The organism is Mycobacteriales bacterium (genome assembly GCA_035995165.1).
Classification (GTDB): Bacteria; Actinomycetota; Actinomycetes; order Mycobacteriales; family CADCTP01; genus CADCTP01.
Genome location: DASYKU010000008.1, coordinates 72,510 through 85,187, shown reverse-complemented (window position 1 = coordinate 85,187; position 12,678 = coordinate 72,510). Strand labels below are relative to the sequence as shown.

Sequence of the window (12,678 nt, the reverse complement as noted above, 5' to 3'; positions counted from 1 at the left end):
TGCACGCGCTCGTCCACCTGCCGCCGGGCCGGTCCGAGGCCCAGGTGGTGGCGGCGGCCGCGCGCCGCGGTCTCGCCCTGGAACCCCTGGGCGCGTACGCCACCGGGTCGGGCGACCACCCGCCCGCGCTGATCGTCGGCTACGGCACCCCGCCGGAGTCCGCCTTCGCCCCGCGGTCAACCTGCTCTGCGCGGTCCTCACGTAGGCGGCTTGCGCCGGATCGTGTATTCGAGCACGAGGAACGGGAAGCCGAACACGGAGAACGCGTGCTCGGCCCGCAGCTCGCCGCCGGCGGTGAAGACCTCGAGCCGCTCGGCGAAGCCCGGCACCGCCAGCGCGGTCAGCTCCCGGGTCCCGGGCTCGACGTACGCGAGGTAGTGGCCGGGGTGCGGCAGGTCGCTGGTGCTGGTGAGGGTCAGCCCGCCGTCGGGCCGGTTGCGCGGCAGCAGGGTCGCGGTGAAGTCGCCCTGCGGGACCGGGAAGCCGACGCTGACGTACCCGCGCCCCTCGTGCCGGTACGTCGTGTAGATCCCGACGTAGATCGGCTCGTCGGTGTCGGCGGTGGACCGGATCCAGCCCCGGACCGTGATCGCGCCGGCCGGGTCGGAGATCGTGTCGATCCGGCTGCGGACGCCGCGCAGCGTCTCCCGCTGGTTGGCCGGCACGTTGGCCTGCCCGAGCGGGCGGGCGACGAACGTCCGGTAGAGCAGGTAGCCGGGGCGGACCCAGAGCCGCCAGCGCGGCACGATGTCCAGCGCGAACCGGGTGGTGTGCTCGTAGAACTCGCGCACCAGCGGGTCGGTGCGGGCGGCCTCGAAGTCCGGGCCGGCGAGCTGGTCGAGGTCGGCGACGATCCCGACGTCCGGGTGATCGGCCCGGTACGTGCCGCCGAGGACAGCGGCCAGGTCGCGGACGTAGCCGGTGCCGACGTACCGGGTCCGGGCCTCCAGCGGGACCACGAACGGCAGTTGCTCGGCCGGGACGCTCTCGGCCAGCAGGCGGACCTGCGGGTCCCGGAACACCACCGCCGACACCACCCGGAACACCACGATCCCCGCCGCCGCGGCCAGCGCCCCGGCCCCGGCGTCCCGCGCCGACCGGCCGCCGCCCGGCGGCAATGCCGCGCCGCCCGTCGTCCCTGTCAGTGCGGCGATCCCGCGGCCCGGAGGGACCGGCCCGCGGCGGAGGGCCGAGCGGCGGGAGACGAGGGTGCCGACGGCGGCGCCGACGAGGGGGCCGAGGGCGACCTTCTGGGGGCGGATGCCGAGCAGCCCGGCGAGCGTTCCGGCCCCGGTCGCGATCGCCCGCGGACCCGCACCCGCCTGCGCCGCCGCCCAACCCAAAGGCGCCGCCAGCGCCCCGCCGGCCGCGATCCGCGACCACAGCGGCGGGATCTCGCCCGGCTTCTGCCGGGCGCGCGCCGCGGCCTCGACCGCCGCCAGCACCGCGGCCCCGGCCACGGCGCCGCGCCCGGGCGAACGCCCGGACCTCAGCGCCGCCCCGGCCGCGGCCCCGAGGACGGCGGCCGTGCCGATCTGCGAGACCCGATCCGCGACCACCCGCAGACCGTACCGAGTCGCGGGAAACGGACCCTGAACTAGCCCAGCGGCGCCCGGACGGAAGGAACCCGCCCAGGTGGGACGGCTAGTGGCGGCGATCTCCTAGGTGTGCCGCGCACTTACCGCCCTGCCAGCACCGGAGTAGACCGGGCCCAGGGCTAGCCGTGCGTCGGCGTGCGGCGTCCTGGTCAAGGAGCTGGCCATGAGCGCTGCCGCACCTGAACCGACCCCGGCGGAGGCCCTCATCCACGTGCTGTGGATCAACGCCGGGCTCAGCTGCGACGGCGACTCCGTCGCGCTGACCGCCGCGACCGGCCCGCAGGGTGCCGCCCGGCTCGTCCGCCCGCGTCGCTCCATCCCGCCCATCGGACTGGGCCCGTCCATCGGACTGGGCCCGTCCATCGGACTGGGGCCGTCCGCCGGACTGGGGCCGTCCGCCGGGCTGGGCCCGGCCACCTCGGCCTCCGGGTCCGGACCCGGCGTCGGTTCGGCCCGCCTCGGCCGGGGCTTCCGCGCCGACGCCGACCGCGATCGGCTCGGCCGCGAGTTCGTCCTCGGCCGCCTCGGCGGCGGGCGCGCCGAGGGAACGGAGGAGGAGCAGGAGCGCGCCGATGGCCGCGACCGCGCCGAGCGCGGACGGCAGCACGTCGGTCGCGCCGGCGCCGGACCGGGTCAGCGCCGCCCCGGCGCCGACCACCCCGAACAGCCCGACCCCGATCACGCCGAGCACCGGCCGGCGCCGCGCCACGATGCCGACCACGATCGCGAACAGGGCGAGCGTGGCGACGATGCCGGCGACGAGGACGTGCTTGTCGTTCGCGCCGAACTCCCGGATCGCGAACTCCTTGAGCGCCCGCGGCGTGCGGTCCACCGCCGCGCCGCCGACCGCGATGACCGGCGCCGACTGCGGGCGGACCGCGGCCGCGAGCAGCTCGCCGACCCCGATCGCCGTACCGGCCGCGAGCAGGCCGACCAGCCCCCCGACAGCGGAGAAGGCCAGCCGGGTACGCACGGGTCGGGTCACTGCCAGGGTTCGGCGCCCGGTCCCGCCCGGTTCACCCGTACGGCGGCCGACCGGGGGAGATCCGGTGGGTCGCCGTACGGGGCGCAGGTCAGCTGGTCAGCTTGTAGACGGTCGTCCCGGCGACGGTGGTGGCGGTGTAGTTCGCCTGCACCCAGGCCCGGATCTGACTCGCCGCGCCGCTTCCGCCGCCCGGCCCGCCGCCGAGGCCGCCGCCCCCGCCGACGAAGTAGGAGATCTGCCGGGCCGCGACGTACTGCTGGAACTGGGCCAGGGTCGGCGCCGGGTCGCTGCCGGTGAACCCGCCGATCGCGATGACCGACTTCCCGCTGGACAGCTGCAGGCTCGCGGCCGAGTTGGCGCCGACGGTCGCGGCCGCCCACCTCGTCGTCGTCGACTGCAGCAGGGTGGTCAATGCCGAGGCCGACGAGGACCCGCCGCCCTGGCCGCCGCCGAACCCGCCGCCGGCCGAGGCCGGTCCCACCGACGGGATCGAGCCGGTGTGCGGCGTCGCCGCCGTCGTCACCGCGTACGCGGCCGGACCGGCCAGCCCGGCGACCAGCCCCGCGGCCAGCAGACCGGTGGCCAGCACCCGGGCGGAGGCGACCAGGAGCCCGACCGCGGCGACCGCGGTCAGCAGCGCGATCCCGTACCGCAGCTCCGGGTGCCAGGAGGCGTTGCGGCCGAGCAGCACGACCGCCCAGAAGCCGGCCGCCGCGACGGTGACCGCGAGCAGCACCCGGCCCTCGAACGACGCCCGCCGGGCCCAGAACTCGCGCCCGCCGACCGCGACGAGCGCGGCCAGCGCCGGCGCCAGCGCGACCGTGTAGTACGGGTGCACGGTCCCGGTCATGTACGAGAACGTCAGCCCGGTCACCAGCGCCCAGCCGCCCCAGAGCAGCAGCGCCGCCCGGGTCCGGTCCGTGCGCAGCCGCCGCCGGGTCACCCAGAGTCCGCCGGCCAGGGCCACCAGCGCCGCCGGCAGCAGCCAGGACACCTCGTTGCCCATCTCGGAGGAGAACAGCCGGGACAGCCCGGCCGGGCCGCCGAAGGACGAGCCGGCCTGGCCGCCGCCCGGACCGCCGCCGCCCCCGCCGTTGCCGTCGCCGCCGAAGATCCGGCCGAGCCCGTTGTAGCCGAGCACGAGGTTGAGCACGGTCCCGTCCGTCGACCCGCCGATGTACGGCGCCGACGGCCAGAGCGCGACCGCGAGCACCCACCAGCCGGCCGAGACGACGATCGCCCCGCCCGCGGCCAGCACCTGCCAGACCCGCCGCCACAGCGGCACCGGCGCGGCCACCAGGTAGACCAGCGCGAACGCCGGCAGCACCAGGAACGCCTGCAGCATCTTGGTCAGGAACGCGAACCCGAGCGCGGTGCCGGCCAGCAGGATCCAGGCCGTACGCCCCGCCTCGATCGCCCGCACCATGCAGTAGCCGCCGGCCACCAGCAGCAGGGTCAGCAGCGCGTCCGGGTTGTCGAAGCGGAACATCAGCGCCGCGGCCGGGGTCAGCGCCAGCCCCGCACCGGCGACCAGGCCGGCGGCCGGCCCGGACCAGCGCCGGACCGCGCCGTGCAGCAGGCCGACGGCGGCGATGCCGCAGAGCGCCTGCGGGACCAGCAGGCTCCAGGACGACATCCCGAAGATCCGGGCCGACAGGCCGGAGAGCCAGAGCGCGGCCGGCGGCTTGTCGACCGTGATCACGCTGCCCGGGTCGAGCGCGCCGAAGAACCAGGCCTTCCAGCTCTGCGAGCCGGCCTGGGTGGCGGCCGCGTAGAACTCGTTGGCCCAACCCGAGGCGGAGAGGTTCCAGAGGTAGAGCACCCCGGTCCCGACGAGCAGCGCGAGCAGGGCGGCGCGGGCCCAGACCGGGTCGCCGCCGAGCAGCCGGGACCGGCGGCGCGCGACCGGGGCGGCGGGTGCGGGCGCTCCAGGGGGCGCCGAGAGCGTCGCGGTCACCGAGCACCCCCGACGATCCCGGAGCGGCCCGAGCCCGCGACCGGAGCGGCGGAGCCGCCCGCGACCCGGGCCGAGCCGTCGGCCACCGGGATGCCGGCCGCACCGGCCGGCCCCGCCACCGCGGCCGGCCTGCTCCGGAACACCCACGCCCGCAGCAGCAGGAACCGCAGCACGGTCGCGGCCAGGTTCGCCCCGACCAGCACACCCAGCTCGACCGCGAGCGGCGGAGCGGTGGACGCCGCGTGCAGCAGCGCCAGCGACCCGCTGGTCAGCGCCAGCCCGAGCCCGAACACGACCAGCCCTTGCAGCTGGTGCCGCCCGGCCCCGGCCCGCCCGCTCAGCCCGAACGTCAGCCGCCGGTTCGCGGCCGTGTTCGCGACCGCGGTCAGCAGCAGCGCGACCAGATTGGCCGGCTGCGCCCCCGTGAACGACCGGAACAGCAGGAACAGGACCAGGTACGCCAGCGTGCTCGCCACCCCGATCCCGGCGAAGCGGACCAGCTGCCGGGTCAGCCCGGCCGGCACCCCGGGCGTACCCGGGTCGAGCGGGGCGCGGCCCAGCTGCTCGCGTAGCGCCGCGACCGGCAGCCGTCCGTTGGTCAGTGCTCGGGACACCCGTACCACTCCTCGCAGGTCCGCCATGGCCGTCGCGACGATGTCGACCCGGCTGTCCGGGTCGTCGACCCAGTCGACCGGGACCTCGTGGATCCGCAGCCCGGACCGCTCGGCCAGCACCAGCAGCTCGGTGTCGAAGAACCAGCCGTCGTCCTCGACCAGCGGCAGCAGCCCGTGCGCGATGTCGGCCCGGATCGCCTTGAACCCGCACTGGGCGTCGGAGAACCGCGCCGCCAGCGTGCCGCGCAGGATCAGGTTGTAGCAGCGGGAGATCACTTCCCGCTTGGCCCCGCGGACGACCCGCGAGCCGCGGTGCAGCCGGGTCCCGATCGCGAGGTCGGAGTGCCCGGACAGCAGCGGCGCCACCAGCGGCGCCAGCGCGGCCAGGTCGGTCGAGAGGTCCACGTCCATGTACGCCAGCACCGGCGCGTCCGAGGCCGACCAGACCGCCCGCAGCGCCCGGCCCCGGCCCTTCTCGGCCAGGTGCACGACGGCGACCTGCGGCAGCTCCGCGGCCAGCCGGTGGGCGAGGGCCAGGGTGCCGTCGGTGGAGGCGTTGTCCGCCACCGTGATCCGGAACCGGTACGGGAACTCCGCCGACAGGTACGCGTGCAGCCGGCGCAGGCACGACTCGAGGCCGGTTTCCTCGTTGTGGACCGGCACCACCACGTCCAGCGCGGGCACCGGGGTCGGCGGGACGGCCCGGGCGTCCACCGGCAGAGGCGCCTCGGGCGGCGCGGTCGTCGTCATGACGGCAACGATCAGCGCGATCCCTGTAGCCGTTCGGTGAGCTTGCTGTGCCCGGACTGTGGGGCTAGCGAAGCCTCGTGAGCTCCACGTTCACGCCCAGCGACTGGGCCGCGGGGCCGGAGTAGATGCCGGCCAGCGGACGGACGTCGGCGTAGTCGCGGCCGCGGGCGACGAGCACGTGCCGCTCGGCCACCTCGGACAGGTTCGAGGGGTCCAGCGGGATCCAGGTCCCGGCCCAGAACTCGACCCAGGCGTGGCTCTCGGCCGAGACCGGTTCGTCCAGCGTCGCCTCCTGGCCCGGGTAGAGGTAGCCGGAGACGTACCGGGCCGGCAGCCCGGCCGAGCGCAGCAGCGCCAGCGCCAGGTGCGAGAAGTCCTGGCAGACACCCTGGCCGAGGGCGCGGGCCTCGGCCGAGGTGGTGCCGACCGAGGTCACGCCGCGGATGTAGTCCAGCGTCTCGTTGACCCAGTGCACGGCCGCGCGGCCGGTCCCGGCCGGCGTCCCGGCCGCCCGCAGCGTCCGGGCCACGGCGTCGACCTCGTCCTCGGCCAGCACGTACGCCGACGGGGCGAGCAGCTCGGCGTACCGGTCCCGCACCTCGGGGGAGGACAGCGTGTCCCAGCCGACCTCGGGCGGGGTCACCGGCGGCGCGGTCTCCACCACCGAGGTCGCGGTCACCACCAGCTCGGTGTGCGGCACGTGCACGTCGAAGGCGTGCACCTGGGTGCCCCAGTAGTCGACGTAGCGCAGCGGGCGGGCGTCCGGCCGGATGTCCAGCCGGCTGGTCAGCAGGTGCTGCCCGCCGGCCGTGGCCGGCGTCATCCGCACCTCGTTGTACGACGCCCGCGCCGGCGCCCCGTACTGATACCCGGTCCGGTGCCGCACAGCCAGCCGCCAGCTCATCTCCCGCTCCTCGGACAGACCCGGCCTCGTCCCTCGGCCGGCTCAGCCCCCGTCGCTCCCCGCTCGCGCTGCGAGCCCCCGCGCTCGCTCATGTGGTCACCCACTCGCTCTCCTCGGTGGTCCAGCCGACCACCGCCGAGCTGCCGAAGTACCGCCGGGCGACCGACTCGCTGACGTCGGAGACGCCGCGCTGGATCGACTGCAGCCGCTGCGGCAGCCCGTCGACGATCGCCTCGGGGGAGAGGAACTCCAGGTCCGTCCGGACCCGGCCGATCAGCCGTCGGGCCTCCGGCGTCTGCCCGAACCGCCCGTTCCACTCCGCGGCCGGCTCCAGCCGGGCCAGCGCCTCCTCGCCGACGGACAGCGCGTGCAGCACCGAGCGCGGGAACAGCCGGTCCAGCAGCAGGAACTCCAGCACCAGCCGCGGCTCCAGCGCCCGCTGGTACGTGCGCAGGTAGGCCTCGTGGGCCGAGCACGCCCGCAGCGTGGTGATCCAGTGCTCGTCGCCGCGGCCCGGGGTGCCGACCGCGGCGGCCAGCAGCCGGGCGGTCATGTCGGCCCGCTCCAGCGACCGGCCCAGCGCGAGGAAGTCGTAGCCGGCGTCCCGGCTGATCGTCGAGGCGACGTACCCGGAGTACATGGCCGCGCGCTGCCGGACGTAGGAGAAGAACGGCGCCGGGCCGAACTGGCGGGCCGCCGACACCCGCCGCGGCAGCTCCAGGTGGGTGGCGTTCAGGCACTCCCAGATCTCGCCCGAGACCGCCTCCCGTACGCCCCGCGCGTTCTCCCGGGCCGCCGAGAGCGAGCCCGCGATCGAGGACGGGTTGGCCCCGTCGTACGCGAGCAGGTCCAGTACGCCGCGCATCGTCGGCGGGGCCTCGTCGTGCAGGCCCATCACGGTCGCGACGACCCGGCAGGTGCCGGCCTCGTCGACGTTCGGGTCGACGATGATCTGGTGGAAGTGCACGTCGAGCAGGCGGGCGGTGTCCTCGGCCCGTTCGGCGTACCGGCCGATCCAGAACAGGGCCTCGGCCGCGCGGCTCAGCACCGGGACCCCCGCGACTGCTGCTGTTGCTGGGCCTGCTCGGTCGGCGGCCCCGGGTCGGGCGCGTCGGCCTGCAGGGTGCCGGGCAGCAGCTCCAGCGGCCCGTCCATCGGCAGCGGCCGGGGCCGGGAGGTGAGCACCCAGGTGTCCTTGGACCCGCCGCCCTGCGAGGAGTTGACCACCAGGCTGCCCTCTCGCAGCGCCACCCGGGTCAGCCCGCCGGGCAGCACCCGGACCCGCTCGCCGTCGTTGGTCGCGAACGGCCGCAGGTCCACGTGCCGGGGCCTGAGCGTGTCCCCGTCCTGGGACGGCACCGTGGACAGCAGCACCACCTCCTGGGCCACGTACGCCCGGGGCAGCTCGGTGACCTTGCCGATCACCTCGGTCAGCTCCTCGTCGGTGGCCTGCGGCCCGATCACGATGCCGTGCCCGCCGGACCCGTCGACCGGCTTGAACACCAGCTGGTCGGCCCGGGCCAGGCAGTCGGCCCGGACGTCCGGGTCGTCCAGCCGGAACGTCGGCACGTTCGGCAGCAGCGGCTCCTCGCCCAGGTAGTACCGGATCAGCGCCGGGACGTAGGTGTAGGTCAGCTTGTCGTCGGCGACCCCGTTGCCGATCGCGTTGGCCAGCGTGACGTTGCCGGCCCGGGCCGCGTTGACCAGCCCCGGGCAGCCGATCATCGAGTCGCCGCGGAACTGCAGCGGGTCCAGGAAGTCGTCGTCGATGCGCCGGTAGACGACGTCGACGCGGCGCTGCCCGCTCGTCGTACGCATGTAGAGCACGTTGTCCCGGCAGACCAGGTCCCGGCCCTCGACCAGCTCGATGCCCATCTTGCGGGCCAGGAACGCGTGCTCGAAGTACGCCGAGTTGTGCACACCCGGCGTCATCAGCACCACGGTCGGGTCGTCGACCCCGCGCGGCGCGGTCGCCCGCAGCGAGTCCAGCATCGTCGCCACGTAGTTGGCCACCGGCTGGACCTGCTGCTCCAGGAACAGGCCGGGGAAGACGCGGGTGAGCGCCTCCCGGTTCTCCACCACGTACGAGATCCCGGACGGCACCCGCAGGTTGTCCTCCAGGACCCGCATCACGCCGTCGGAGCCGCGGACCAGGTCGATGCCGGCCAGGTGCACCCGGACGCCGGAGGCCGGCCGGATGCCGGCGGCGGCCCGGGTGAAGTTGCTGCTGGTCACGACCAGCGAGTGCGGCACGATGCCGTCGGCGAGGACCCTGCGGTCGCCGTACACGTCGGCCAGGAAGGCCTCCAGGGCGCGGACCCGCTGGGCCACCCCGGCCTCGATGTGCTCCCACTCCTGCTCCGGGATCAGCCGGGGGATCAGGTCGAGCGGGAAGACCCACTCCTGACCGGAGGAGGAGAACGTGATGCCCTGTTCCAGGAAGCTGCGGGCCCGGGCCGCGCCGCGCTCGCTCAGGTCGGCCGCGGACAGCAGCTGGAGCGCCTCGTAGAGCGACTTGGTGTGCGCGTACGGCACGCCCTCCGCGTCGACCATCTCGTCGAACGCAGGGCTGCGATACCCGGCCAGGAGCCCCTCCACGACCACTGTCTACCCCGATTCTGTTACGGGAGCTTTGCGTAACGTTCCAGAAATGAGCCCCCGCCAGATCGCCACCACCACGAACGTCGACCTGAACGCCCTGCTGGAGTTCGTCCGGCCGCGCCACCACATGATCCTGGTGACGCACCGTCGCGACGGGGCGCCGCAGCTGTCCCCGGTCACCGGCGGGGTGCTGCCGGACGGCCGGATCGTCATCTCCAGCTACCCGGACCGGGCCAAGACGGTCAATCTGCGCCGCGAGCCGGCCGCCAGCGTGCTCGTCCTGTCCGACGACTTCGGCGGGCCCTGGGTGCAGGTGGACGGCCGGGCCGAGGTGCTGGACGGGGAGGCGGCGGTCGAGCCGCTGGTCGAGTACTTCCGCTGCATCTCCGGCGAGCACCCGGACTGGGACGAGTACCGCGCGGCCATGCGGACGCAGGGCAAGTCCCTGCTCCGGGTCACCCCGGAGCGCTGGGGGCCGGTCGCGACGGGTGGGTTCCCGGCCCGTCTCGCCTGATGTGTCCGGACAGGTACTAGAACCATCGTCCAGTGGCCCCCCGCCGGGCATTCCGTTGAAACTTCAGACACACACCGCACTACTTGGACTCCACCCCCTCAGGGAGTTGTTGTGAACAAGAAAGCCCGCCTGGGCCTCGGCTCGGCGATCGTCGCCGCCGCCATGGGCGTGATGTTGCTGCCGGCCGTGTCCGCCTCTGCCACCGAGGGCTTCTCCTGCCCCGACGGCACCGACACCATCGACGTCCCGTACGCGTTCAGCGCCGACAACGTGCCGGAGCTTGCCGGCACCGTCTGCGTCCAGACCGGTACGACCGCGTTCGAGCAGGTCAACGTCACCGACGGGTGGCGCGCCGAGGTGAAGTCCTCCGGCAGCAACGACCGGACCGAGGTGCGGTTCTCCAACGCCGACACCCGCGACCGGGTCGAGCTGCGCTACGAGGCCGGCAAGACCGAGATCAAGAACTGAGCGGGGGACTGACCATGAAGAAGAACCTGCGCTGGGTGGCCGGCTCCTGCCTGGCCGCCGGCCTCGCGGCCTCGGTGCTGCTGCCGGCGACCTCCGCCTCCGCCACTCCCGGCTTCCTCTGCCCGGCCGGCACGGACACGATCGACGTCCCGTACGGCTTCTCCGCCGACAACACGGCCCTCCTGGCCGGAACCGTCTGCGTCGAGGGCGGCACCACCCTTCTGAACTCGTACGACGTGAACAAGCCCTGGAAGGCGACGGTCAAGTCGCAGGGCGCCAGCTCGAAGGGCTTGGACATCCGGTTCAAGAACCCGAAGACCGGCGCCAAGGTCTCGCTCCTCTACAAGAAGGGCAAGACCGTCATCAAGTAGCCCCGACTCTCCCTCGGGTCGTCCGCCCCTCCGTCCCACATCCGGAGGGGCGGACGTGTGTTTCGAGCAGGTTGCGTAACGTTCCAGTAATCCGTCTGCGGGAGTGTGGAGCGATGGAATCCCGTCGCCAGGTACGGGTCGGCTGCGAGTTCGTCTACACCGCGGCGATCGACACACCGGCCGTCTTCCAGGTCATGCCGTACGACGCCGGGCCGGCGATGGTGCGGACCGCGAGCTGGGAGAGCGCCCCGGAGGTCGTCCGGCACGGCTACGCCGACCTCTACGGCAACCCCTGCCAGCGGCTCACGCTCCCGGCCGGGGTCTGCACGCTCCGCTTCGACGCGCTGGTCACGGTCCCGGACGCGACCGAGGAGGTCACCTGGGACGCCCGGGAGACCCCGGTCGTCGACCTGCCGGACGAGGCGCTGCTCTACACGATGCCCAGCCGGTACGTGCTGCCCGAGGTGCTCGGCGACGAGGCCTGGGACACCTTCGGCTCGATGCAGCCGGGCTACAGCCGGGTCCAGGCGGTGATCAACCACGTCAACGCCAACCTGACCTTCGAGATGGGCACCAGCACCCCGCTCACCACCGCGGCCGACGTGTGGGCGGCCAAGCGCGGGGTCTGCCGCGACTTCGCGCACGTCGCGCTGAGCTTCCTGCGCGCGCTGAACATCCCGGCCCGCTACGTCTTCGGCTACCTGCCCGACATGGACGTGCCGCCGGCGGCCGAGCCGATGGACTTCGCCGCCTGGATCGAGGTCTACCTGGACGGCACCTGGTACACCTTCGACCCCCGCAACAACGCCGCCCGCAAGGGCCGGGTCCTCATCGGCCGCGGCCGGGACGCGCTCGACGTGGCGATGGTGACCACGTTCGGCGGGCCGATGCTGGAGCGGATGGTGGTCTGGGCCGACGAGGCGCCCGACGGCATGGTGGGGGACCCGGCCGATCCGGACGGTTCCGCCGAGTCGGTCGCCGTCGCCGACCCCGGCGTGATCCCGTGACCGACTGGCTCGGCCAGCCCCTGCTCGACCTGGACGGCCTCGACCTCGATGGCGCCCGCTCGGTCAGCTACCTGCTGCACCAGGTCTTCCGCTACGAGTACGACGGGCCGGCGTACGACGTCCGGCAGCGGCTGGTCGCGCTGCCCCGGCCGCGGCACGGCAGCCTGCACCGGCGGTCCCGGCACGTCTCGGTCGCCGACCCGGGCGGCATCCAGCACCGCCCGTCCGTCCGGGCCGACGACGATGGCAACGAGATCGTCTCGGTCGAGCTGCCGGTGGTGCCGTCGGCGGTCGAGTTCACGCTGGCGGCGCTGGTCGAACGGACCGGGCCGGCGGCCGACCCGCTGCTGCCGGCCGACGCGCTGACCACGCCCCGGCACCTGGTCCCGACCCGGCTGACCAGCCCGTCGCCGGAGCTCCGGGACCTGGCCGGCGAGCTGCGGGCGGCGTACCCGGCCGACGCCGAGCTGGCCGAGGCGCTGTCGCTGCGGCTGCGGGCCGAGTTCAGCTTCGCCTTCGACGCGACATCGGTCTTCACCACCGCGGCCGAGGCGTACGCGATCCGCCGTGGGGTCTGTCAGGACTACGCGCACGTGATGCTCACGGTCTGCCGGCTGGCCGGCATCCCGGCCCGGTACGTCTCCGGCCACCTGCTGGGCGAGCAGGGCGGCAGCCACGCCTGGGTCGAGGTGTTCGTCCGCGACGGGACGGGGGCGCGGGCGCTGGCGTTCGACCCGACCAACGGCTGCCGGGCCGGCAGCCGGCACCTGCCGGTCGCGGTCGGCCCGGACTACGCCGCCGTCGCGCCGACCTCGGGCGTGTACTCGGGAGCCGCCACCGGAACGCTGACCTGGACCAAGCGGGCCGGCGTCACCGCCGTCGGCGCCGACCTGCTGCCCGCCACCTGAG

General features: G+C 74.5%; 11 protein-coding genes and 1 pseudogene. 6 read left to right on the top strand and 6 right to left on the bottom strand.

What is annotated here, in order from left to right; translation table 11 throughout:
- Window positions 1-197: 197 nt before the first annotated feature.
- On the bottom strand, window positions 198-1,559 hold the full coding sequence (locus VGP36_01870; GenBank protein HEV7653471.1) for a hypothetical protein: 1,362 nt from the start codon (window positions 1,557-1,559) through the stop codon (window positions 198-200).
- 202 nt (window positions 1,560-1,761) lie between these two features.
- On the opposite strand from VGP36_01870, the pseudogene VGP36_01865 reads away from it, so the two are divergent.
- A pseudogene (locus tag VGP36_01865) lies at window positions 1,762-1,878 on the top strand (hydrogenase expression protein HypE).
- A gap of 793 nt (window positions 1,879-2,671) precedes the next feature.
- Here VGP36_01865 and VGP36_01860 read toward each other — a convergent pair.
- From VGP36_01860 to VGP36_01840, 5 genes are all read right to left on the bottom strand, one after another.
- The gene (locus tag VGP36_01860; protein ID HEV7653470.1) at window positions 2,672-4,540 is read right to left on the bottom strand and encodes a glycosyltransferase family 39 protein; all 1,869 of its coding nucleotides are present in this window, start codon (window positions 4,538-4,540) and stop codon (window positions 2,672-2,674) included.
- Window positions 4,537-5,904 carry a bifunctional glycosyltransferase family 2/GtrA family protein gene (locus VGP36_01855; GenBank protein HEV7653469.1) on the bottom strand — a complete coding sequence of 456 codons (1,368 nt, stop codon included), beginning with the start codon at window positions 5,902-5,904 and terminating at the stop codon, window positions 4,537-4,539. The genes VGP36_01860 and VGP36_01855 overlap by 4 nt, the downstream gene beginning before the upstream one ends.
- Before the next feature lie 64 nt (window positions 5,905-5,968).
- A complete protein-coding gene (locus VGP36_01850; GenBank protein HEV7653468.1) occupies window positions 5,969-6,808 on the bottom strand; it encodes a transglutaminase family protein in 840 nt (279 codons plus the stop codon).
- An 88-nt stretch (window positions 6,809-6,896) separates the two neighbouring features.
- Complete coding sequence (locus tag VGP36_01845; GenBank protein HEV7653467.1) at window positions 6,897-7,856, bottom strand: alpha-E domain-containing protein; 960 nt, start codon at window positions 7,854-7,856, stop codon at window positions 6,897-6,899.
- Window positions 7,850-9,361: a circularly permuted type 2 ATP-grasp protein gene (locus VGP36_01840; protein ID HEV7653466.1), complete on the bottom strand. Its 1,512-nt coding sequence runs from the start codon at window positions 9,359-9,361 to the stop codon at window positions 7,850-7,852. Before VGP36_01840 ends, VGP36_01845 begins: the two co-directional genes overlap by 7 nt.
- A gap of 97 nt (window positions 9,362-9,458) precedes the next feature.
- Here VGP36_01840 and VGP36_01835 point away from each other — a divergent pair, with 97 nt between their 5' ends.
- The 5 genes from VGP36_01835 (at window position 9,459) to VGP36_01815 (ending at window position 12,677) form a co-directional block, all read left to right on the top strand.
- Window positions 9,459-9,923, top strand: coding sequence for a PPOX class F420-dependent oxidoreductase (locus VGP36_01835; protein ID HEV7653465.1), 465 nt, complete (start codon window positions 9,459-9,461; stop codon window positions 9,921-9,923).
- A gap of 111 nt (window positions 9,924-10,034) precedes the next feature.
- Window positions 10,035-10,391: a hypothetical protein gene (locus VGP36_01830; protein HEV7653464.1), complete on the top strand. Its 357-nt coding sequence runs from the start codon at window positions 10,035-10,037 to the stop codon at window positions 10,389-10,391.
- A 14-nt stretch (window positions 10,392-10,405) separates the two neighbouring features.
- Window positions 10,406-10,762: a hypothetical protein gene (locus tag VGP36_01825; protein ID HEV7653463.1), complete on the top strand. Its 357-nt coding sequence runs from the start codon at window positions 10,406-10,408 to the stop codon at window positions 10,760-10,762.
- Between the two features lie 113 nt (window positions 10,763-10,875).
- Entirely contained in the window at window positions 10,876-11,769 is an 894-nt protein-coding gene (locus VGP36_01820; protein HEV7653462.1) for a transglutaminase family protein, read from the top strand.
- The gene (locus VGP36_01815) at window positions 11,766-12,677 is read left to right on the top strand and encodes a transglutaminase family protein (protein HEV7653461.1); all 912 of its coding nucleotides are present in this window, start codon (window positions 11,766-11,768) and stop codon (window positions 12,675-12,677) included. The genes VGP36_01820 and VGP36_01815 overlap by 4 nt, the downstream gene beginning before the upstream one ends.
- Window position 12,678 lies beyond the last annotated feature (1 nt).

Coding starts and splice junctions, on each gene's coding strand:
- VGP36_01855 (HEV7653469.1), bottom strand. CDS start 5,904: ATGACGACGACCGCGCCGCCCGAGGCGCCTCTGCCGGTGGACGCCCGG.
- VGP36_01850 (HEV7653468.1), bottom strand. CDS start 6,808: ATGAGCTGGCGGCTGGCTGTGCGGCACCGGACCGGGTATCAGTACGGG.
- VGP36_01840 (HEV7653466.1), bottom strand. CDS start 9,361: ATGGTCGACGCGGAGGGCGTGCCGTACGCGCACACCAAGTCGCTCTAC.
- VGP36_01835 (HEV7653465.1), top strand. CDS start 9,459: ATGAGCCCCCGCCAGATCGCCACCACCACGAACGTCGACCTGAACGCC.
- VGP36_01825 (HEV7653463.1), top strand. CDS start 10,406: ATGAAGAAGAACCTGCGCTGGGTGGCCGGCTCCTGCCTGGCCGCCGGC.
- VGP36_01820 (HEV7653462.1), top strand. CDS start 10,876: ATGGAATCCCGTCGCCAGGTACGGGTCGGCTGCGAGTTCGTCTACACC.